This is a genomic window from Protofrankia symbiont of Coriaria ruscifolia (genome assembly GCF_900634745.1).
In the GTDB taxonomy this organism is placed as follows: Bacteria; Actinomycetota; Actinomycetes; order Frankiales; family Frankiaceae; genus Protofrankia; species Protofrankia californiensis.
This window is the reverse complement of sequence record NZ_CAAAFR010000149.1, coordinates 1-21786: the sequence shown is the minus strand read 5'-3', so window position 1 is coordinate 21786 and position 21786 is coordinate 1. Positions and strand designations below refer to the sequence as shown.

The following is a 21786-nucleotide window of genomic DNA, read 5'->3' as shown; positions in this document are numbered from 1 at the left end:
GTGACGGCTGTAACAGCTGTGCGGACGTGGCGGGCACGCGCTGTCCTTGCGCTGCTCATCGTCGCCGTGTCGCTCGCTCATCCGCCGGCGCGCGACGGAGCTGGTGGGTCCGGTGGCTCGGATAGAGCAGCCCATGCCCATGCCGCCGGTGCCGCCGGTGCCGGCCCTGACAGCGCCGATGCCACCGCTGTTGCCGGTATTGCCGGCGCCGGCGATGTCGCCCATGTTGGTTATGTCGTCGATGCCGGCTCCGATACCAGCCCGGGGACACCGATCACGTTGGGACGCGGGAGCTCCCCGTACACGCTGACCGTCCGGTCACAGAATGGCGGGGAGGGCGTGGCGGAGGTCACCGCCCAGGCGCCGGGAGCCGACTGGGCGGTCCGGGGCGCGGAGTCCGCGGTGTTCGCGATCACGGTGGACGGTAAGCCGGCCACCGACGTCGTCGTGCCCTTCGAGCATCCGATCGCGAGCCGCGTCCAGCTTGGACATGTCTCTGCCGGCGCCCACACTCTCACGATCGCGCTGGACGAGCGGGCGTCCGCATCCGGCGCGCACGCGGTGGTGCTGCGTGATCTGTCGGTATCGGTCGTGGCGCCCAGGGCCTCCGGCGAACCGGATCCGCTCGCGTACGCCCCGATCCTCTACGGACGGTCACTGCCGGAGTTCGGAGGCCCCTTCCAGAACAACCACACCGACACGCCGCTGTTCGCCTGGCACACGCAGGCCCCGGTAGCGGGCCGGCGAGGCCACACGCTGCTGGAGTACAGCGTCATGTTCAGCAACGAGGACGGTGGCACCGGCGCCGACCCCGCATCTCTACAGGCACGGTGGGGACGCCAGACCGACATCGAGTGGGTGTACCGGGTCGAGCTCGACGCGGCCGGATCCGTGGTGCCGGGGTCGGCGGTCTACCAGGCTCCCAGCCACACGGCACTACCGTTCGCCGGCCGCTACGAAGACGGTCACCCCGTGCTGCAGACGTGCACGAGCAACAACATGGTGTGCGACGTGATCACCGACCCCGGCATGCGGTTCGTCCTCGCCGTCGATCACGAGCTCGCCGCGGGCGAGGCACGTGAGCAGATGATGGACACCGTCGGGTGGACCTATCAGGTGTCCGCGGCCGAGGTGCGGCGTGAGGAAAAGATCGAGCCGGTGGCGTCCGCGTACACGCCGGCGCTGTCCGACCCGCGGAACTACCTGTACGTCGTGATCCGTAAGACCACGTCCGTCCCGGTCGCTTCGGTTGACACGGGCCTTGCCTGGGTCGGTGCCACGGTCGGGGTCCGGCTCGCGGGCGCCCCGGACGTCCTCTACCGGTCCGACCACATGATCCCCGGCTGGTCCCTGCAACGGGACGGCTTGGTTGCCACCGCCGTGGAACTGCCCGCGGGCACGCGGCTCGACGACATCGCCACGCTTGAGGTGCTGCGGGCCCCGGCGAGCGTGATCGACCCGGGTTCGACGGTGACGGTCACCGGTGTCGAGCGGGCGATCATGCTGGATGCCGACGCGTTGCCCGCGTCCGGGTCCCTGACCTGGTCGGGCACGGCCACGCTCACCGCGTCCGATCCGAGCAGCGTTCTGCTGAGCCGCTGAGCCGCTGAGCTGTTGTGAGCCGCTGAGCTGTTGTGAGCCGCCGAGCTACTGAGCCGTTACTGGGCTACTGCTGAGCCGTTGCTGGGCAGCTGGCACCAGGTTGTGCCGCGACCCGGTCGTCGTTGAGCGCGTCCGGCGGGATGTCGAAGATCTCCTCGACGGCCCAGTCCCGTGCCCAGGTCTCGACGTGCAGCAGCGGGGTCGGCGAGGTCAGCCGGTTGGCGACCAGCGCGGCGATGACCTGGCCGTGGCTGACCCAACCAGGGCTCGCCCGCATCGGACAAAGCCGGTCGATCGTAGCGGCCAGGCCGAGGCGGGTCAGATAGTCGCGCAGGACCGGCAGCGCGCCGAGCGCCTTGTCGACGCTCGGCGGCCCGTAGTCCACGGCGACCGACACAGCCCCGAACCGTTCCAGGCCCATCACTACACAGAGCGTCGAGAAAAACAGGGATCAATCAAAGGATCAAGTAACTGGATCATCGCACGCACGTGCGGAAGACAAGACTAGCGGTCCATGCCGCGCACAGGTTGCGCCGGCACTTCGACGACGGTCAGCTCTATGTGAACCTGCATGGTCAACAGCACAGCCCGGTCGATCCCGATGATGCGCTCGCCCGGTTTCTGCGCGCCCTGGGTGTCGCGGAAAGTGAGATTCCTCTTGGTCTTGATGCGCGCGCGGAGTTGTATCGCAGCCTGCTGGCCGACCGGCGGGTCCTGGTGATGCTGGACGGTGCCGCTGACGAGAGCCAGATCGAGCCGCTGCTGCCGGGCTCGGGCAGCTGTGGGGTACTGATCACCAGCCGGGCGCGGCTGGCAGCGCTTCCCTGCACCCGCCTGCATCTCAAGGTGCTCGACTTCGGCAGCGCAATCCGGATGCTGGCCCGGATCGTCGGCGACGACCGCGTGTCGGCCGACCCTCTTGCCGGCCGTGAGCTGGTGCGACTGTGCGGCTACCTGCCCCTGGCCGTTCGCGTCGCCGGGGCGAAGCTGGTGGCGCATCCCCACTGGAAGATATCCGGCCTGGTGTCCAGGCTGGTCGACGAGCGACGCCGGATAGCCGAACTCCGCCACGGTGCCCTCGATGTCCGGGGCAGCTTCGACCTGTCCTACCAGCGGATCGACCCACAGGCGCGGCGGCTGTTGCGTCGGCTGGGTCTGCTCGGCCTCTCGGTTTTCTCAAGCCGGGTCGCCGAACAGTTGCTGGAGACCGACAGGCACACCGCCGAAGGGACCGTCGACCGCCTGATCGACGCACAGATGCTCGACATCGCCGACACCGAACCGGCCGGTGGTATGTGGTTCCGATTGCACGAGCTGGTCAGGATCTACGCGCGCGACCAGGCAGAGATCGAAGAGGACAGCCAGGAGATCCTCCGGATCACCGCACTCGGACGCGACTGCACCGCCCGTCTGGCCGTGGACGTCCCGGTGCAGGCAGGTGCGGCTGAACGACAGGCAGGTGCTGCCGAACGGTGGAACACCGCGTGGAAAAACTGGGAGGCGGAAGCCAGCGTCGGCAGTTACTGACCGCACAGGCTGCGTCGATCGTGCGGGGCGCGATCGACGCAGGCCGTCCGGTCAGACCTGAATACGGTTGTCGATGGCGGTGACAATCTCGTTGATCGCGTCGGTGACGGGGATCCCGTTGCGCTGCTCGCCGTTGCGGTAACGGAAGGAGACCGCGCCCGCGGTCACGTCCGCGTCCCCGGCAAGGAGCATGAACGGCACCTTCTGCTTCTGCGCCGTCCGGATCTTCTTCTGCATCCGGTCGTCGGAGGCGTCCACGTCGACGCGGACGCCTCGGGCGCGCAGGCGCTCGGCGACGTCCCGCAGGTACGGCACGTGCTCGTCGGTGATCGGGATACCGACCACCTGCACCGGCGCCAGCCAGGGGGGGAAGGCACCGGCATAGTGCTCGAGCAGCACCGCGAAGAACCGTTCGATCGAGCCGAACAACGCGCGGTGGATCATCACCGGACGCTTGCGGGTGCCGTCCGCGGCCTGGTATTCCAGATCGAACAGCTGCGGTAGCTGGAAGTCGACCTGGATCGTCGACATCTGCCAGGTCCGGCCGATTGCGTCCTTGGCCTGGACGGATATCTTCGGGCCGTAGAAGGCGGCGCCGCCCGGGTCGAGAACGAGGTCGAGCCCCTGCTTGGACGCGGCCTGGCGCAGCGTCTCGGTCGCCTCGGCCCATTCGTCGTCGGTGCCGACGGACTTCTGCGGGTCCTTGGTGGACAGCTCCAGGTAGAAGTCGCTCAGGCCGTAGTCGCGCAGCAGGTCGAGGACGAACGTGAGCAGGCTGTCGAGCTCGCCGGGCATCTGCTCGAGGGTGCAGTAGATATGCGCGTCGTCCTGGGTGAAACCGCGGGCGCGGGTCAGCCCGTGCACCACTCCGGACTTCTCGTACCGGTAGACCGTGCCGAATTCGAACAGGCGCAGCGGCAGCTCGCGGTACGACCGCCCCCGGGCCCGGTAGATCAGGTTGTGCATGGGGCAGTTCATGGGCTTCAGGTAGTACTTCTGCCCCTCGTCGAGCTCCATGGGCGGGTACATGGCGTCGGCATACCAGTCCAGGTGGCCCGAGATCTCGAAGAGCTGTCCCTTGGTCGCGTGCGGGGTGTACACGAAGGAATAGCCGGCTTCCTCGTGCCGGCGCCGCGAATAGTCCTCCAGCACCTTGCGGACCACGCCGCCCCGGGGGTGGAAGACGGCGAGGCCGGATCCGATCTCCTCGGGGACCGAGAACAGGTCGAGTTCGACGCCAAGCCGGCGGTGGTCGCGCTTCTCGGCCTCGGCGAGCATCGTCAGGTGGTTCTTCAGCGCCTCTTTCGAGCCCCACGCCGTCCCGTAGACGCGCTGGAGCTGCGGGTTCTTTTCGCTGCCACGCCAGTAGGCGGCGGCGGTGCGCATCAGCTTGAAGGCGGGGATGTGCCGGGTGGAGGGCACATGCGGGCCGCGGCACAGATCCTTCCAGCAGGTCTCGCCGCTTTTCGCGTCCAGGTTGTCGTAGATCGTCAGCTCGCCCGCGCCGACCTCGACACCGGCCTCGGCGTCGACTCCGGCCGCGCCCTTGAGGCCGATCAGCTCGAGTTTGAACGGTTCGTGGGCGAGCTCCGAGCGTGCCTGGTCGTCGGTGACGACCCGGCGGGAGAAGCGCTGCCCGTCCCGGATGATCCGGCGCATCTCCTTCTCCAGCGCCTCGAGGTCCTCCGGGGTGAACGGGCGGTCGACGCCGAAGTCGTAGTAGAAGCCGTCGGTGATGGGCGGGCCGATGCCCAGGTGCGCCTCGGGGAACAGCGTCTGCACCGCTTGGGCGAGCACGTGCGCGGCGGAGTGGCGGACGATCGCGAGCCCGTCCGCGCTGTCGATGGTGACGGGTTCGACGCTGTCGCCGTCATGCAACTCGTATGCAAGATCGCGTAGAGTGCCGTCCACCCGGGCTGCGATGACCGACCGGTTCGCGTCGAACAGTTCCGCCGCGGTCGTCCCCGTCGTCACTGCTCGCCCACCTGAGTGAGCGTTACCAGGCAGGACGATCTGGACGGTTGGCACGGGTCGGCTCCTACGGAGATGGGCACAAGGTTCGGGGAGATGGGCATGGGGCTCGGTGAGTGCCCGATGCTACCCGCCGGCCCTTAACGGTAACGAACGGATTTCCCGGCGGCCGGGGCGCGGACACCAGTGGTCGGGCTGCCGGGGGTGTGGTCCTTACGGTAACGAACGGATTTCCTGACGGCCCGTATGGGTGGGTCGCTTCCAGATCGTGGTGGTCACGGAGGAGGATGGGTGTGGGCGATGGGGCTGGGCGATGTGGAAGTCGTCACAGCCGGTGATCGCCGCTGTCCGTCGTCACGTGATGAGATGGCGTGACCGTCGACGACGGCTTCGAGACGACTGTGAGACTTCGAGACGACTGTGAGGAGCCCCTGCGGTGAAGCTGGCGATGGGCACCCGGGAGGTCTTCGACGCGGAGAGCCTGCTTGAGGAGTACCTCGGGCCACGTAAGCGCGGCCTGCGTTATGCCTACCCGTACTACGACGGACTTGCCACCAATGGTGACCCCGACCTGCTGTGCACGGGCGATCTACTCGCTCCCTGCCTGCTCGGTGTCCAGGTGGACGTCGACCGGATGCACACGTTGACGGCGCTGACGCCGTTGCTGCAGCGCGCACTCGACAAGCTCCCGCCCGGTATCGAGCTGATCGAGGCCGACGAGATCACTCTTGATCTTGTTGCGGCCCTGTACGACCCCCTGGACGATCCGGACGTCTCCGACCGCGACGTCAAGGGGTCGTTGATCGCAAAGGTGCTGCACCGCAAGAGACCCGCGTTGGTGCCGCTGTTCGACTCCAAGGTCAGGATCTTCTACCAGCACGAGCGCTGCATCCCGCCATCCCCGCGTGACGGACGGTCCTGGCGTGAGTACATGCAGCTGTTGGTCCGTGCCATGCAGTACGACCTCAAGGAGAACGCCGACGAGTTCCACCGGCTGTCCGCACTCGTCCCCGAGAACGGACCGCCGCTGACACCGCTGCGCATCCTCGACATCGTGGTGTGGATGAGCAGTGCGGTCTGATCGCTGCCTGCCGCCGAGGGCACGGTGAGACGCGGCAACGCGCCATCGGGGTGCCTGTCCGTACTGGCCGTGGTGCCGCTGCGGGCGGCACGCGGACTGGCGGTGGGACGGGCGCCGACCCACTACGAGCTCGGGCGGGGGGTGGGCCTGCGTGGCCGGATCTGGAACGGCATCGCCGACAGCTCCTTCGACGGTGTCGTGGTGGTCGGCGTGGACGGCCGGGTGGCCGCTGTCGGGCCCCGCGACCAGGTGGCGCTGCCGGACGGCCTGCGCGTGATCGACTGTGTCTGGATCGGGCCGGGTGTCATCGACGCCCACGTGCATCTGCCGGCCACCGCCACGCCCGGATACGATGAGCTCCGCGCCGGCCTTGTCGCCGTGCGTGACCTCGGTTCGCCGATCGAAAGGCTCGTCCACTGGCGGTTCGCCGCACCGATCATGGTTGCTGGCACGGGCCCTCGGGTGGTGGGCGCGCCGGAGCGCAAGCCACGGCCGGGCCTGTCCGGGGAGCCCGACGGTCCCGCCTGCGACATTGTCGCTCACCGGCCGGAGGTCCTGCCCCGTGGTGTGAGCGCGGCCGGCCGTCGCGGCGCGGCTGGTCGGATCGCAACGAGCCGCCATGCGCTGGGCCGCCACGGGTTGAACCATCATGCGTTGAGCGGCTACGCGTTGAGTCTTCATGAGCTGGGCCGTCACGGGCTGGGTCGTCACGGGCTGGGCCGAAGGGCGCAAAGCTGGAACGTCCATCGCGACGATGCGGTGGTTGCCGTCGAAAGCCCCGCCGCGGCCCGCGGTCTCGTCGCCGGTCTCGTCGCGGACGGCGTCGATCTGATCAAGGTATATGTCGGGGACGCCGCGACAGCGGCGGATACCGGCGGGCGCGGAGGCCGTTCCGACTGGCTGCCACTGCGCCAGGCCGAGCTCGCGGTCATGGTCGAGGCCGCCCACGCCGCAGGTCTTCCGGTGACAGCACATGCGCTGAGCGTTGCCGCTGTGGAGATGGCGCTGCGGGCGGGGGTGGACGAACTCGCCCATGTCCCGGTGGAACCCCTGCCACCGCGGACCGTCGACCGGATCGCTGCCGCGGGCGTGCCGGTGATCTCGACGCTGCAGTCCCACGCCGGGCTCGGTCCGGCTCCCGGGCGTAACGCGGCGCTGCTCCACCGGGCCGGGGTCGCCCTGGTCTACGGCACCGACGCGGGGGGCACGGGCAGCCGGCCGCCCGGGGTCGACCCCCGGGAGCTCGACCGGCTCGCCTACGCCGGGCTCGGGCGCCTGGGTGCGTTGCGTGCCGCGACGTCCGCAGCCGCCCGGACGGCCGGGCTCGACGGCCGCCGGCCGTCCGGGCGTATCGAGGTGGGTGCGCACGCCGCCGTTGTCGGGCTTCCCATGGATCCCCTCGTCGAGCCCGCCGCCTGGCGACATCCGACGGTGGTCGTCAACGGCCAGCGCGTGATCACCTCGTAATGTGTACAGATATGAAGCTTTCCATCCTGATGCCGGTCTTCAACGAAGAAGCCACACTTGCGTCCGCGGTCAAACGGGTACTCGACGTCAGCTACCGGTCCGAGATCGAGCTCGTGGTGGTCAACGACGGCAGTACGGACGGAACCCGGTCCATCCTCGACGCCCTCGACGACCCCCGGGTGGTCGTCGTGCACCAGCCGGTGAACCAGGGCAAGGGTGCCGCTGTGCGAACCGCGAGCGATCTTGCTAGTGGTGACTACCTCGTCATCTGCGACGCCGATCTGGAATATGCGCCCGAGGAGATCCCGGCGCTGCTGGAACCGGTGCTCGCCGGCGAGGCGGAAGTCGTCTTCGGCTCGCGGACGTTCAGCGGCAACACCGCGTTCTCGTTCTGGTATGTGGTGGGTAACAAGCTGGTGACACTGGCCGCGAACGTTCTTTTCAACAGTTACATCAGCGATCTGGAGACCTGCTTCAAGCTGCTGCCGGTCAGCCTGTACCGCGAGTTGGACGTCCGCTCCGCCGGCTTCGGGATGGAGGCCGAGGTGACCGCGAAGCTGCTCGCCCGCGGTATCCGGCCGTTCGAGGTCCCGATCAGTTACAAGGCCCGCACCCGGGCGCAGGGCAAGAAACTGACCTGGCGGGACGGGGTCGAGGCGTTGTGGATACTCGGCTCGGTCCGGGCCCGCCGTCGCCCGTCCGGTCGCTGAGGTGCAGTGACCCAGGTAATACCGGCCGGCTCTCTAATCGAACGCCTCCAGCCGCGCGAGAAACCTGATCGCGTGACCTTCGGCCGGGCAGGCCTTACAAGGCCTCCGGCCCCGCGAAAAAACCATGATCGCGTGGCCTTCGGCCGGTGGGAGGCGTCCCTCACCTGCCCTCAGGCCGACTCCGCGTCCGCGGGCTGCGACAATGGGCCGCGTGCTGAGCTACGCCGTGCGTGGGCTCACCCGCCGGCACGGCGTCGGTGAGCATGCCGTCCTTGCCACATCCGACCTCGACCTCGACATCGAACGTGGCGAGGTCTTCGGCGTCCTCGGGCCGAACGGCGCCGGTAAGACCACGCTGGTGCGCCAGCTGATGGGGCTGATACGGCCGGACGCCGGTTCCATCGAGATGTTCGGGTGGGACGTTGTCGCCCGGCCGGACATCCCGCCGCGGCTGGCGGCCTATCTCGGCCAGCAGGACATGGCCCTGGCCGACCTGCCGGTGGGGCGCGCGGTGGAGACCACCGCGCGGCTGCGTGGCCTCGGCCGAGGCGCGGCGCGGGCGGCCCGTGACGCCGTCGTCGACGAACTCGGCCTCACGCCGATCGTGACCCGGCCGATGCGGCAGCTCTCCGGTGGTCAGCGCAGGCTTGCCTCGGTCGCCTGCACCCTGGTCGGCGACCGTGAGGTACTCGTCCTGGACGAGCCGACCACCGGCCTGGACTCCGCAGCCCGGCGCGCGGTGTGGTCGGCGCTCGAACGTCGCCGGGCCGCCGCGGGCGTCACCGTGGTGCTGGTCACCCACAACGTCCTGGAGGCGGAGACGGTGCTTGACCGGGTCGCGGTCCTCGACGCCGGTCGGGTGATCGCCTGTGACACCCCCGGACGGCTCAAGGCGTCGGTGAGCAACGACGTCCGCTTGGATCTCGTCTGGCGTTGCGAACCACCCGCCCACGACCCGACGATCGCCTTCCTCGCCCGGCAGGCCGAGATCAGCGGCCGCCGCTGGACCACGCGCATGGACGCCGCCGACGCCCGCGACGTGCTCGCACGGCTTACCACCGGCCCCGCCTTCGCGGCCCTCGACGACTTCACCCTGGCCACGCCGTCCCTTGAGGACGTCTATCTCGCCCTTGGCGGAGCATCCCGCACTCTGGAGCGCACATGACCACGGTTACCCCGTGACCGCCCCCGCAGCCTACGACGCGGCCGGGCAGATCGCCGACCAGGCTGTCAAGGTCGACGGCCGGACCGCCGAGATCGTCGAGACCGTCGACCGGACCGCCCTGCGGCAGCCCGGCGACAGCTTTCCCCGCGCCGCGGCGGTGGTCGACACGCCCGTGTCGCTGCCGCCGAGTACCCCTTTCGGAGCCGCCCTCGGCGCGGTCTACGTCGGTCAGCTCTCCCGCGCCCGGGTGGCGCGGGTGCCCCTGCTGTTCGTCGCCGCGTTCCAGTCGCTCGGGATCATGTTGCTGCTACGTGGGGTGGTCGACGCCGGCAACGAGACAACCAGCGAGCAGGTGGTAGCGGGTTCGACCGTGCTGGTGGTGGCCTTCGTCGCCCTGAATCTTCTCGCGCAGCGCTTCGGGGCGCTGCGCGCTGCCGGGGCGCTGGACTACTACCTGACCCTGCCTGTCCCGGGAAGCGCCGTGGTACTCGGCACGGCCGCGTCCTATGCGTCGTTCGCGGTGCCGGGGATGGTCGTCACGGCCGTGGTGGGTTCGCTGCTGTACGGCCTGCCGCTGTCGGGCCTGTGGATGCTGCTGCCGGTAGCCGTCATGGCCGGCGCGTCTCTTGCCGGGATCGGCGCGGCTATCGGGCTGCTCGCCCCCCGCGAGGAACTTGCGACAGTCGCCGGTCAGGTCGGCATGAGCGTCGTGCTGTTCCTCGGGATCATTCCGGCGGACCGGCTGCCCGTCGGAATCGACGTGCTGCGTGACCTGGTACCCAGCACGTATGCGGTGGACGTGCTGGCCGCCGCCTTCCGGCCGTCCGTCGACTGGGTTGTGGTCGCCCTCGACCTGCTGGTGTGCGCGCTGGTGGCGCTTGTCACGCTACTGGCGGCCAGCGTCGCACTGCGGCATGCCGGTAATACGCGGCATTAGGGCGTTCCGGTGGATCGTCGATCGCGCGGACCGGCGTCCAGATGGCCGGTATCCACCGGACACGGCCTGGCCTGAGAGCCGCATGAGCGGTGACAGCACCGTTGGCGGCGCGCACAGTGCGGGGATGCGGGACTTCTCCGGTACACGCCAGCCCGGCGCGCCCCGGCCGGACCAGTGTGACCGGCTCGACGGTGTTGCGGATGACTGGCCGGCGTTCGAGGAGCCCGAGCGCCGCTTCTGGGTCGTCGGCAGAGCCGAACTCCTCGCCGGCCTGGTGTGTGCGGTTGCCATGGCCGCCGCCGGCCTGCCCCTCGGACTGTTGTGGGCGGCGACCGCCCCGGGCCTGAACGTCCGGGCTGTGCTGGCCGGCAGTGAGGTCGCCTTCGATGCCCAGGCCGGTGTCGACGTGTACTTCGCCATGATCTGCGCTGTCGGCGGTCTCGCCGGTGGCGTCCTCGGTTTCTGGCGAGGCCGCGACGGCGGCTGGCCGGTCCCCGCCGGGCTCGCCCTGGGCGGGATCGGCGGATCCCTGCTGGCGAGCTGGATCGGGCATGTGCTGCGGTCGGCACGGGCCGTCTCGCAGCTACCCGAGGGCACCGGCAGCCTTGTCGTCCAGCTCGTCGAGTTCCGGTTGCGCTCACCCGGCTTCCTGCTCGTCCTGCCCGCTGCGTCGCTGTTCGTGCTCTCGGTGCTGAACTGGCTGTCGCTGTTCCTGATGCCGCGTCGTGAATAGCCGCCAGCGCATGGCCGCCAGCGCATAGTCGCGAACAGTGCCGCGACCGCTGGCGTGTGCCCGCCCGCGCCGGTTCACGCCGGCCCGGGCAGCCGACAGTGGCCTACGGTGGTCACCGGACTCGCCCGGTGGGATTGTGTCCGGTTGTCGTGGACGACGATGATGCCGTGTCGGCTCGGCTCGGCTCGGGTCAGGAGGGCAGGGCTGTGGTCGAACCCACACCGGAGTTGCTGGTCGTCATCGCACCGCAGGCAGCCGGGCCGCAGCCGGACGCCGACGACATCGACGGCCCTGGTCCTGGTGGCGCGGGCGGTCCCGCAGCCGAGGGGGGACCCGACGGAAACAACCGGTACCAGACCATCCTCACCGCCTTGCGGGAGATCGCGCAGGTGACGGTACTCCTGCCGCCACGTCTGGCCCTGGTCGCCGCGCCGAGGGGCCGGGTGGACGCGCTGGCCCGGCTTCCCGGCGTCCTCGGGGTGTTCTCCGAGGCCGTTCCGGCGGGTCTACGGGAGACCCTCACCGCGAGCGAGAACCTCTTCGTGGACGGGTGGCTCGCGCGCCTGGCCGGCAAGCAGCGTTCGGCGGAGGGACTGCCCTGGGACGCCACCGGTACCGGCCGGCTGCCCCCGGGTCCTCCGCATGACCCGGATTCCGCATGACCGGGAGGCTTCCGAATGACCCGAGAGCGCCGACAGCACGAAAGAATATGATCGCTCGCGAATACTAGAAATTGCCAAATAGATGCCCTCTGACCTAGATCGGCCATTAACGTATCGGATCTTCTTCTGCCCGGTCGGGATCTTCTTTGTGAGTGTCTGCCGGCGGTGTTTCGGGTTCGCGGCATGGGAGAGGCCCGGATGTCGCTTCGGGTCGGCGGGCCCCGTTGGGTGTCCTTTCGCTGAGTGGGTGGGGCCGGGTGGGCTGGTGTGACGACGGGTGGTGCTGGTAGTGCGGTGCGTCCGGTCAAGGGCCGGCGGGTAAGGCGTTCAGCCGGGTCAGGACAGCGGGGAGCAGCTCGTGGAGGCCGGGTGGCAGACGGAGGGTGACGCCGCGGGCGTGTCGAAGGATCCGGGCGGGGACACGGAGCAGTTCGTGGCGGAGCCGGTCGGCGTGGGCGCGGCCCAGGTCGCCGTCGATGCCGGCCAGGGACTGCAGCATGACCGATAACAGCCCGGCGAGTAGCGCCGCCCCCATCCACACCGCGTTGACCGCCGGTTCGGCGGACGGGAGATGGCGCAGGCCGGCGCCGAGTTTCGCTTCCTTGATGCGGGTTTCGATGTCGGCGCGGCCCCGGAACCAGGCCTCGACCGTGACGATCCCCGGCCCGTCGTCGGCGGGAATGTTGGTGACGATGAAGCTGACCGCCCACACATGGTCCAACTGGCCGCCGAGCGCGAGGGCCAGCTGCCCTTTCGGGATCGTGCGCCGCCGGGAGCAGGGGTCGGTGCAGAGGTATACTTGGCGGGTCGGAGCGGTCCAGGTCACCACCGCGCCCGCGGCCCGCCTCACCGTCCACCCGCCGTTATGCTTGGCCCGATGATGCCGCCGGCAGAGCGTCAGCAGATTCCCCTCCGTGGTCTTCCCGCCGTTGGCATAGGGCTGCACATGGTCCAGGTCGCAGAAGCGGGCGGGTTTCTGGCAGCCGGGAAATCGACAGGTCCGTTCCCGGGTCCGGAGTAGCCGGGCCAGCCCCGGTGCGGGGAACCGGCGGCCGATATCCACCGGCGCGCCGGTGGTGGGGTCGGTCAGGATTCGCCGCCAGGTCGCCTCCTTGGCCAGCTCGCGGGCGGTGGCGGCGGGGATCGGCCCGTAGCCGGCGAGTTCGCCGGGGGTGTCGGTCACCCCGGCCAGGGTGGCGGCAGAGATGAACACACCGATCTCGACGGAGATGTCGGTGCCGTGGTCGCGGCCGAGGTCGATGGCACCGGCGCCCAGGGCGTCCAGGGCGGCCGGCAGCCGGTCGACCGCGGTCACGGCCAGGTGGAGCTGGGCCGTGGCCGTGGCCGGGGACGGCCAGCTCGGATTCGAACATGTGTACGAGTCTAGTCGCTTATCCGGACATTTACGCCATCTGACGGCAGCCATTCTCCCCACCCCCCACATGCGTGTTCCGGGTCGCGCACAGTAGGTATCCGTGGGGTCATTACTCTGCCGGGGTACGCGTCACGCCAACCGTGCAGGATCCGACAGGGTTCGCTGATGCTGGTCCCCCGGCGCCGACGCCTGCGCACTGCCAAGGCTCGACACGGTAGAATCTTCTATCGACACGAAAATATTAAGACGGGCGTCAGTTTCTTCGGACGGACGCCGCCGACGCCACGAGCGATCCGTTCGCCGGGCACCAAAGCACCTGATGTCTTCTATGTCGTTTCTGAAGTCAGAGCTACACCATACCTCTGCGGCGACACTGTTCTTATTGACTGAAGATCGTCTCTGAGTTACCTGTAATTCACTCCTCAGAGCCCAATATTGACGGCCGCTGGCAGCGCGAAAGAATATGATTGCGCTGCCGGCAGCCCTCGAGGAAGCTAGAAGATCTTTCCGGGTGGCAGCCACTGGAATGTGTCTGACGTTCGTGCCATCGCGTACAGCCGGTCGCCGACTCTGGCGACAACCTCCAGATGCCGGCCTAACGAACTCTGGATCATGGTGACCGCGTCGACGTGCCCGAGTTCGGTGGCGAACGCGGTCGGGCCGCTCCAGGGAAAGCCGGACGCGTCGTTGTTCCGCCACAGGTGGACCAGGCCGCCGGTGGCCGACGGCGCGACCACCTCGAAGTTGCCGACCCGGCCGAACCCGCTCTGGACCAGCACCGGATTTCCGGTCACGCCTTCGGCGAACACCGTCGAGGTCCGCCACAGGCCGTCCTGGGCACGGTAAAGGTGGGCCAGCCGGCCACCGGCCAGCGCGACGGCTTCCAAGTTGGCGGCACCCAGGTTCCCCTGGATGAGGGTGACCGCGTCGACATGGCCGAGGTTCGCTGCCACGAGAACAGGCTGGCTCCAGGGGAAACCGGCGACGTCGTTGTTGCGCGAGAGGGACAACAGGCCGACGTCGGCGGCGGGCACGAGCACCTCGAACGTGCCGCGCAGACCAAGCCGGCTGTGGATCAGCGACGGCGTCCCGGCGACACCGTCGGTTATGTGGATGGAGGACTGCCAGCGTAGGGTCGGCCCACCGTCGCGCCAGAGGAACACCAGTGATTCCCCGATTCGGGCGATCACCTCCAGGGCTCCCGACGTCGACAACTGGCTCTGGATCATTGTGAGTGCGTCGATCCGCCCGCTGGCCTGTGCCACCTGTGTCGGTTCCCGCCAGGGGAAACCGGCGGCGTCGTTGTCTCGCCACAGGTGCGTTATCCCGGCGAACGCTGACGGCACCACCATCTCGAAGTTGCCGGCGCGGCCGAAGTTGCTCTGTACCAGGACCGGATTGCCGCCCACACCGCGACCCCAGCCGATGTGGCTCGGCGTGTACCGGCACAGCTCGAAGCTGTTTGACCGCATCAGGCAGGTGACGCTGTCCGGCGCGCAGCCGTCGCAGTTGCCGTTGGGCGTCGCGAACCGGCCCCATGCCCCGCCGCAGCTGCATCCGCTGGCGGCGTACTCGTCGGGACAGCCGAAGATGTGGCCCGTCTCGTGGGCGAAGACCCGGTCGAGGTTGTCAGGACCCCACCCGTCGTTGTCGTAGGACAGGACGAGCCGAGGTCCGCCGATGGAACTGTAGGCGAAGTACGACAGTGGGTACTTGGTGACGAACGCGCAGTAGGACCACTGCGTGACGTGGATGTCGCGCAGGTCGTCGACGTAGTCGTAGACCCCGTCGAAGTTCGGCTGGTAGCCGAGTTGGCTCATCGCGGGATCCCGCCAGCGCGCTTCCAGATCGGCCGCGGCCGGGTCCGGGGCGGTGGTGATCCGGACGACCTTGATGTCGTAACTGAAGGTGAGGTCTGCGGCCGGATTGGTGGTGGCGTACCAGGAAAGGCCGTTCTGGATCTCGGCGACGCTCTTGGTGCGTTCCGCGGCGGTGAACTGCAGGTCGGCTGTTGGCCCTTCCACGATGATCACGCCGATCGCGATGCTGCCCTCCATGAAGCCGCTGGTGGGTCTGCCGGTGCCACCCCCGCCAGCCGGCTGGCCGATCTGTGCGTCGGCCGGGGCGGCGGTGAGCACGGGCAGCGTGCTCGCGCCCAGGCCGGTGGGGGAGTGCGGGCCGGTGGGCGAGTGCGCCTGCCGCGGGGAGCCGGCGCCGGTACTCGGGGCGCCGCCGGAGGAGCCTCGAGGCGGTGGGACGTCGGTGCATGGCCGATCCCAGTCCCAGACCTCGTCGGACCTGGCCCGGTCCTGCTTGGCCCGCTGGTAGTCGGTGCTGGCGCGTAACCTGAAGGCTGCCAGGCCCAGACGCTCGATCCCGTCGAGATGGCCCGCATCGATGGCCGTGGCGCCGGAGGCGTCCGGCCCGGGGGAGGGGGCCGCGATGGTGGGGCTGACGATGCTGACCCGGCCGTAGCAGTGGAGCACCCGTGTGGACTCGTTGATCGGCGACGGCTGTTCGACCGGGTCGGAGTTGTCGTCGCGTGCCGTGTTCGCCTGTGCGTACACATTCCTCACGATGATCTGTTCGCCGGCTGGTATGTCCCCCGCCATGGATGATCCGTGTCCCTTCTGTTGGATGAACTGTGCGGAGTTGTACCTGGTTGATCTAGGGTTGTGTCGCGTTTGGGAAAAGTGCGTGGACATCTGACCCGCTGTCGCATCCGGCCATTGGGTTCAGAGCCGGAACAGGCCCGGCCCCGGATCCGAGGTCCTCGGGTCCGGGGCCGGGCCTAGGGGATGCCGGGCGCGGTCGGATGCGGTCACAGGGGGCGGCGAGGCGGGGCCGATGGCGGCGGCTCGCCCCGGTGCTGCGTGTCACCCCAGCTCACGTTCCCCTGAACGCTGGGCTGGAGATGCTGGCCTGGTCCGGTCTGAGGTCCCTGCTGGCCTGGCTGGCCGCCGCGAGCCTGCGCCGCCAGGGCCTCTGCGACGTTATGCATGATCATTTCGACCAGTCGTACGGCCTGTGTGGTCGGAAGGTTCAGCACGACCTCGGCGTCACCGGCAATCGTGAACTTCACGGACACATCCGCCATGTTGGAATCCCGTCCTTGGTTGGCTCTGGCTGCCTCCGCAGGCGCACGTGCCATGATTGCGCCTCCTTCGACCGAGTGTGCCTGGATAAGCATGCATGTGCGGTTTGGATCCATCTTCCGCACGGGTCACGGTACGGCGCAGCGGTTCGCGGTTGTCCGCTGCCTCACGACGGACCTGCCGGAGGAGTCGCGCCGATCACGGTTGGGTAGTGTCCGGGCGGTGACGGCATCGCATCCTCCCGTGCGTTCGGACCTGGCCGGCTGTTCTGGGATGCCGTCCGCATCGGCCACCGTCCACCCGAGACGACCCAGCGTGGCCGAGTGTGTCACCGAGCTGGAACGTTGTTATCCCCCGTCCTGGGCGCAGTCGTGGGACGCGGTGGGGCTTGCCGTCGGTGATCCGAACATGCCGGTTCAGCATGTTCTGTTCGCCGTCGACCCCGTTGTCGAGGTCGTCCGGGAAGCTGTTGACCGTGGTGCGCAGCTGCTGGTCACCCACCATCCGCTGTTCCTGCGGGGGGTGCACGGGGTTGCCGAGACGAGCGCGGGCGGGCGGGTCGTGGCCACCGCCATCCGCGGTGGCCTGGCACTGTTCAGCGCACACACGAATGCCGACGTGGCCTGCCCGGGGGTGAGCGACGCGCTCGCGGACGCCCTCGGGCTCAGCGTCGTCGAACCGCTCGGTGGCCTGTCTGGTGGCCCGTCTGGTGACTTGCCGGGTGACTCGCCGCAGCCCGGCAACGGTGGTCTGGGCCGCGTCGGTGACCTGGCCGAGGCCGAACCACTGCGTGCCTTCTGCGCGCGGGTGGCCGCCGCGCTGCCCGCCACCGCCGGGGGGGTGCGTACCACCGGCGACCCGGACCGTCCGGTGCGCCGGATCGCGGTCTGCGGTGGTTCCGGTGGGGAGTTGATCGCCGCTGCCGCGCGTGCCGGCGCCGACGCGCTGGTGACCGCCGACGGACGCCATCACCACGTCCTCGACGCCGTGGCCGCCTACGACGTGGCGCTCGTGGACGTGGCGCACTGGGCCAGTGAATGGCCGTGGCTGCACAGCGCCTCCGCCCGGTTGCGTGCCGGTCTGGCCGGTCGAGGCCGTACGGTGAACACCACGGTCTCCGGCCTGGTGACCGACCCGTGGCGGTGGCACGCGGCCTCGTCGTGGCCGGGCGAACCGGATCGTGACCGGGCGGACCAGGACGACCGGGCGGAGGCAGGACCAGCGGTGACGGATGCTGCCGGGAGCAACGCCTGCGGAGCACAGTGAGGAGCACATGAAGGCTGATCCAGCGACCCAGCTTCGTCTGTTGGACATGCAGGCGATCGACTCCAGCCTTGACCGGCTCGCCGTGCGGCGGCGGAACCTGCCCGAGCATGCCGAGATCGACAAGCTGGACGCACAGCTGGCCGCGCTCAACGACGACCTGGTCCGGGTCTCCACCCAGCTGCGGGACCTGAACCGGTCGCAGAAGAAACTGGACAACGAAGTCGACCTGGTGCGCTCCCGGACCGCCCGCGACCGCAAGCGCCTGGACTCCGGGCAGATCACCAGCGCCCGTGAGCTGGAGAACCTGCAGGCGGAGATCGCCTCGCTCACCCGCCGGCAGGGCGTGCTTGAGGACGAACTGCTCGAGCTCATGGAGGCCGCCGAGGGACTGGAGGCCCGGGCCGGGGCGATCACGGCGGATCAGGAGCGCCTCGAGGCCGAGCGGGCGGCATCCGCGGGCGGGCGGGACGCGGCGCTGACCGAGATCGACAGCGAGGTGGCGGCACGCCGCGCCGAACGTGAAGCCATCGCGCCGACGCTGCCCGCCGACCTCGTGGCCCTGTACGAACGCCTGCGCGCCTCGTCCGCCGGGGTGGGTGCGGCCAAGCTCGTCAGGCGAAGCTGCGAAGGATGTCACCTGGAGCTGTCCGGTGCCGACCTGCGCGACCTCGCGGCGGCTCCCGCGGACGCTGTCGTGCGCTGCGAGGAATGCCGGCGCATCCTCGTCCGGACCGTGGAATCAGGTCTGTGAGCGAGATCAGGCCTGTGGACGAGATCGGGTCCGTGAGCGAGCGACCGGATAGGAGCCGACCATGAGTGACCGTCCGTCACGCTGCCTGGTCGTCGAGGCCGACGGCGGATCAAGGGGTAATCCGGGCCCGGCGGGGTACGGAGCGCTCGTCCGGGACGCCGACACCGGCGAGGTCCTGGCCGAACGGGCGGGCGCGATCGGCCGGGCCACCAACAACGTCGCCGAGTACCAGGGTCTGATCGCCGGACTGCGCGCGGCAGCCGACATCGACCCGGGCGCCGACGTCGACGTCCGGATGGACTCCAAGCTCGTCGTCGAGCAGATGAGCGGACGCTGGAAGATCAAGCATCCGGCCATGCGGCCGCTGGCGACGGAAGCCGCCGGCATCGCGCGGGAGTTCCCGCGGGTCCGCTACAGCTGGATCCCGCGGGAGCGCAACGGCCATGCCGACCGGCTGGCGAACGAGGCCATGGACGCCGCCGCGCAGGGCCGTACCTGGGAACCACCAGAACCCCAGTCACCGGAACCCGCGCCGCACACGGCACCGACCACCCACCGGCTGTCGGGCTGGATGGCTCCGCCCGCACCACCCACGACAACCGTGCTGCTACGTCACGGGCAGACACCGATGTCGGTGGAGAAGCGGTTCAGCGGCATGGTGGACGCCGCGCTGACCGACGTCGGCCAGGCGCAGGCGCTCGCCGTGGCGCAGCGGCTGCGGGACGTCTCCTTCGACGCGGTGTACTGCTCGCCGCTGAAGCGGGCCCGGCAGACCGCGGACGCCCTCGGCCGTGACTACCTGATCGACGACGACCTGCGCGAGACCGACTTCGGTACCTGGGAGAGCCTGACCTTCGCCGAGGTCCGCCAGCGTTTCCCGGACGAGCTGAACGCCTGGCTCGCCGACCCGTCGGTCGCCCCGTCCGGCGGGGAGAGCATCCTCGACACGATCCGGCGGGTCACCGCCGCCCGGAACCGCATCCTGGCCGCGCATCCGGGTGGACGGATCCTGATCGTCTCGCACGTGACCCCGATCAAGACCCTCACGCTGCTGGCACTGGACGCCTCGCCCGCGGTCCTCTACCGGCTTCACCTCGACCTGGTGTCGATCTCCACGATCGACTGGTACTCGGACGGGCCGGCGGTGCTCCGCAGCTTCAACGACGGCATCCACGCCGCCCACCTGGTCGAGTCGGGGCAGTAGCCGAGTCCTGCTCCTCGAGCCGGCCCTTGGGCCGGCAGCGGGCTACCGTCCCCGTCCCGTCGGGTCCCGATCCGGTCATGCGGGTTGCTGTCCATGCGGGCCCCGGCCGTCCGTTCGGATCCGCCGCGCTCAGGATCCGCCGCGCTCAGGATCTGCCGCGCTCAGGATCTGCCGCGCTCAGGGTCTGCCGCGCTCAGCGCTTGCCGCGGCGGTACTGGCGCAGCTCCTTGCGTACCTTGACCTGCGTGATCAGCCCGATCAGCAGTCCGATCACCAGGCCGGCCACCGCCGACGCGGCGAGCGCGCCCGCGAGCGACATGTTGTGGGTGGAACCGAACAGCCATATGTTCACCCGCTGGTCGTTCTGCACGACGAACACGATCACGGCGATCGCCAGCAGCAGGACGAGGACGGTGATCGCATAGGTGGAGTAGCCGACACCGCGACGCCGTTCGGCCGGCGCGGGCCCGGCAGGTGGGGTGGGTCCGGCGGGCGGCGCTGGCAGCGGACGGGTGTGATCAATCTTCTTGGTGGGTTCCCCGGGCGTTGTCACGGCCGATCCCGTCCCTCGTCTTCCAGGTGGTGTTGCGTTCCAGGTGATGTTGTGTCAGGTGTGCTGTGACAGCCGGTGCTGCGCTGTCCTGGCACGCAGTATCCCCGCCGCGGGTTACCGGGGCAGGCCGGGGTGGCCGCTGTGGCATATGCTGACGGTCACGGATGAGTCGGCCAGGCGGTCGCGTCGGTTCCGCTCACGCGGAGCTGCCGAGGAACGTCCGGGCTCCACAGGGCGGGGTGGTGGGTAACACCCACCCGGGGTGACCCGCGGGACAGTGCCACAGAAAACAGACCGCCGGTGTCCTCGGACGCCGGTAAGGGTGAAACGGTGCGGTAAGAGCGCACCAGCGCCCGGGGTGACCCGGGCGGCTAGGTAAACCCCACCCGGAGCAAGGTCAAAAGGTTCCGGAGCTCCAGGGTTCCGGGGCTGCGCAGGCGTTCGAGGGCTGCCCGCCCGAGCCTGCGGGTGGACCGCTGGAGGCTGTCGGCAACGGCAGCCCGAGATAGATGACCGCCAGCCGGGGATCGCTTCGCGCCCCCGGCCCACAGAACCCGGCGTACCGGCCGACTCATCCGCCCCACCTGCGCCGATACCCAGATCATGGCTCTGACGCGAAGATTCGGGACCGAATCTTCGCGCACCATGGTGCGCCTCGAAGACGGCGCCGCGATGCTGACCTGGGCTTTTAATCTTTCGTGGTCTTGCTGAGTCTTGCGAGTCCTCACTACTGTCGCGGCCCACAGACGGCCCAGGGCGAAGACCGATCATAATCTTGGAAGCTGTATTGCGCTCCGTGTAGCCGTTACAGACTGTCATGATCGGCCTTGTGGGTTCGATGATCGGCGATCCATCGTTCGACATCGGCAGGCAGCCAGAGCCGCGTGTTCGCGTACGAGAACGAAGCGTGCGGGAATCCCTTGAATGCGATCAGTTCTCGAACCTGCGCGGGGTCGATACCGAGGTGACGAGCGATGTCTTCGATAGACCAGAACGCTGATAGCAGTGCCTTGCTGGCCGACTGCTCCGGCCTGTGGTCGTCGATCCACGTTTCGACGTCGGATCTGCGCCACAGCAGGATACGGCCACGTCCTGTCCGACTGATCGGGGTGGGAAAGTCTGATCGCTCCGTCGACTGTCACTCACCGTGACAGAAATCTGATCTACCGAGGGACCTGCCGCGGCAGGAAACAGGAGACCCCCACCCGCGTACGTGCGCGCGGGCACGAGCGGTAGATCCACGGCAGGAACCACGGTAGATCACGATTGTTACAGCCTGCAACCGTGTCAGGTGCCGCTATCAGTAGAGTGCGGCCGGCGGGATCGGCGCGCACAAGTTGATCCGCGTGCCGTACGGGGAGATGCCAAGCTCACGGGCGACAAGCTCCGAGACCTTCCCCCCGTGGCGCCCGGTGGGTGCAACTTCCGCATCAGCTGATGCGGAAGTTCGGCGGAGGTCAGTCCTCGCCCCTGGCTCTCCTTGGCCTTCGCCTTCTCCAGCTCCTCCAGCGCCATCCCAAGCGACATCAGCTCGGAGATGGACATCTCCTTGCGAGATCTGCGCGCACAGGGCGGTCCTTCGCCGAGCGGCGTACATGACCGTAGCCCCGTCTCTCGCCGTTGAGAGACGGGGCTACGGGGTCTGGCGGGGCGCCTGGCTCAGATGTCGAACTCGCCTTCCTTGGCT

Annotated in this window: 18 protein-coding genes and 1 other RNA gene; 13 read left to right on the top strand and 6 right to left on the bottom strand. The window is 69.0% G+C overall.

Annotation, left to right across the window (positions count from 1 at the left end):
- Positions 1 to 1602, top strand: a complete 1602-nt coding sequence (locus tag CV1CTNOD_RS16315) for a hypothetical protein (RefSeq protein ID WP_165485559.1) — start codon at positions 1 to 3, stop codon at positions 1600 to 1602.
- 64 nt (positions 1603 to 1666) lie between these two features.
- Here the strand turns inward: CV1CTNOD_RS16315 and CV1CTNOD_RS16310 are convergent, their stop codons facing one another.
- On the bottom strand, positions 1667 to 2023 hold the full coding sequence (locus CV1CTNOD_RS16310) for a DUF4277 domain-containing protein (RefSeq protein ID WP_242606754.1): 357 nt from the start codon (positions 2021 to 2023) through the stop codon (positions 1667 to 1669).
- 68 nt (positions 2024 to 2091) lie between these two features.
- Between CV1CTNOD_RS16310 and CV1CTNOD_RS16305 the strand changes: the two genes are divergently transcribed.
- On the top strand, positions 2092 to 3129 hold the full coding sequence (locus CV1CTNOD_RS16305) for an NB-ARC domain-containing protein (protein WP_165485558.1): 1038 nt from the start codon (positions 2092 to 2094) through the stop codon (positions 3127 to 3129).
- Positions 3130 to 3180: 51 nt separating this feature from the next.
- Here the strand turns inward: CV1CTNOD_RS16305 and thrS are convergent, their stop codons facing one another.
- Entirely contained in the window at positions 3181 to 5157 is a 1977-nt protein-coding gene (gene thrS, locus CV1CTNOD_RS16300; protein WP_131786914.1) for a threonine--tRNA ligase, read from the bottom strand.
- 379 nt (positions 5158 to 5536) lie between these two features.
- Here thrS and CV1CTNOD_RS16295 point away from each other — a divergent pair, with 379 nt between their 5' ends.
- From CV1CTNOD_RS16295 to CV1CTNOD_RS16265, 7 genes are all read left to right on the top strand, one after another.
- A complete protein-coding gene (locus tag CV1CTNOD_RS16295) occupies positions 5537 to 6181 on the top strand; it encodes a DUF6308 family protein (protein ID WP_131786913.1) in 645 nt (214 codons plus the stop codon).
- A 24-nt stretch (positions 6182 to 6205) separates the two neighbouring features.
- Positions 6206 to 7648: an amidohydrolase family protein gene (locus CV1CTNOD_RS16290; protein ID WP_131786912.1), complete on the top strand. Its 1443-nt coding sequence runs from the start codon at positions 6206 to 6208 to the stop codon at positions 7646 to 7648.
- An 11-nt stretch (positions 7649 to 7659) separates the two neighbouring features.
- Positions 7660 to 8358, top strand: coding sequence for a glycosyltransferase family 2 protein (locus CV1CTNOD_RS16285; RefSeq protein ID WP_131786911.1), 699 nt, complete (start codon positions 7660 to 7662; stop codon positions 8356 to 8358).
- A gap of 202 nt (positions 8359 to 8560) precedes the next feature.
- Positions 8561 to 9523: an ABC transporter ATP-binding protein gene (locus tag CV1CTNOD_RS16280; protein ID WP_131786910.1), complete on the top strand. Its 963-nt coding sequence runs from the start codon at positions 8561 to 8563 to the stop codon at positions 9521 to 9523.
- 13 nt (positions 9524 to 9536) lie between these two features.
- The gene (locus tag CV1CTNOD_RS16275) at positions 9537 to 10460 is read left to right on the top strand and encodes an ABC transporter permease (RefSeq protein WP_347402946.1); all 924 of its coding nucleotides are present in this window, start codon (positions 9537 to 9539) and stop codon (positions 10458 to 10460) included.
- An 82-nt stretch (positions 10461 to 10542) separates the two neighbouring features.
- Positions 10543 to 11193, top strand: a complete 651-nt coding sequence (locus CV1CTNOD_RS16270; RefSeq protein WP_131786909.1) for a hypothetical protein — start codon at positions 10543 to 10545, stop codon at positions 11191 to 11193.
- 149 nt (positions 11194 to 11342) lie between these two features.
- A complete protein-coding gene (locus tag CV1CTNOD_RS16265) occupies positions 11343 to 11855 on the top strand; it encodes a hypothetical protein (protein ID WP_131786908.1) in 513 nt (170 codons plus the stop codon).
- Between the two features lie 304 nt (positions 11856 to 12159).
- Here the strand turns inward: CV1CTNOD_RS16265 and CV1CTNOD_RS16260 are convergent, their stop codons facing one another.
- The 3 genes from CV1CTNOD_RS16260 to CV1CTNOD_RS16250 all read right to left on the bottom strand — a co-directional run bounded on the left by CV1CTNOD_RS16260 (position 12160) and on the right by CV1CTNOD_RS16250 (position 16381).
- Positions 12160 to 13170: a transposase gene (locus CV1CTNOD_RS16260; RefSeq protein ID WP_165485557.1), complete on the bottom strand. Its 1011-nt coding sequence runs from the start codon at positions 13168 to 13170 to the stop codon at positions 12160 to 12162.
- Positions 13171 to 13724: 554 nt separating this feature from the next.
- The gene (locus CV1CTNOD_RS16255; RefSeq protein WP_131786906.1) at positions 13725 to 15842 is read right to left on the bottom strand and encodes a hypothetical protein; all 2118 of its coding nucleotides are present in this window, start codon (positions 15840 to 15842) and stop codon (positions 13725 to 13727) included.
- Positions 15843 to 16051: 209 nt separating this feature from the next.
- Positions 16052 to 16381 (bottom strand): hypothetical protein, encoded by a 330-nt coding sequence (locus CV1CTNOD_RS16250; RefSeq protein ID WP_207386492.1) that lies wholly within the window; start codon positions 16379 to 16381, stop codon positions 16052 to 16054.
- Positions 16382 to 16598: 217 nt separating this feature from the next.
- On the opposite strand from CV1CTNOD_RS16250, the gene CV1CTNOD_RS16245 reads away from it, so the two are divergent.
- From CV1CTNOD_RS16245 to CV1CTNOD_RS16235, 3 genes are all read left to right on the top strand, one after another.
- On the top strand, positions 16599 to 17591 hold the full coding sequence (locus CV1CTNOD_RS16245) for a Nif3-like dinuclear metal center hexameric protein (RefSeq protein ID WP_131786904.1): 993 nt from the start codon (positions 16599 to 16601) through the stop codon (positions 17589 to 17591).
- Between the two features lie 7 nt (positions 17592 to 17598).
- Positions 17599 to 18342: a zinc ribbon domain-containing protein gene (locus CV1CTNOD_RS16240; protein ID WP_131786903.1), complete on the top strand. Its 744-nt coding sequence runs from the start codon at positions 17599 to 17601 to the stop codon at positions 18340 to 18342.
- A 61-nt stretch (positions 18343 to 18403) separates the two neighbouring features.
- A complete protein-coding gene (locus tag CV1CTNOD_RS16235; protein WP_131786902.1) occupies positions 18404 to 19546 on the top strand; it encodes a bifunctional RNase H/acid phosphatase in 1143 nt (380 codons plus the stop codon).
- 193 nt (positions 19547 to 19739) lie between these two features.
- Here CV1CTNOD_RS16235 and CV1CTNOD_RS16230 read toward each other — a convergent pair whose 3' ends face one another.
- Positions 19740 to 20099 (bottom strand): lipopolysaccharide assembly protein LapA domain-containing protein, encoded by a 360-nt coding sequence (locus tag CV1CTNOD_RS16230; protein ID WP_131786901.1) that lies wholly within the window; start codon positions 20097 to 20099, stop codon positions 19740 to 19742.
- A 165-nt stretch (positions 20100 to 20264) separates the two neighbouring features.
- Here CV1CTNOD_RS16230 and rnpB point away from each other — a divergent pair.
- An RNA gene (rnpB, locus tag CV1CTNOD_RS16225) (RNase P RNA component class A) lies at positions 20265 to 20677 on the top strand.
- The last annotated feature ends 1109 nt before the right edge of the window (positions 20678 to 21786 follow it).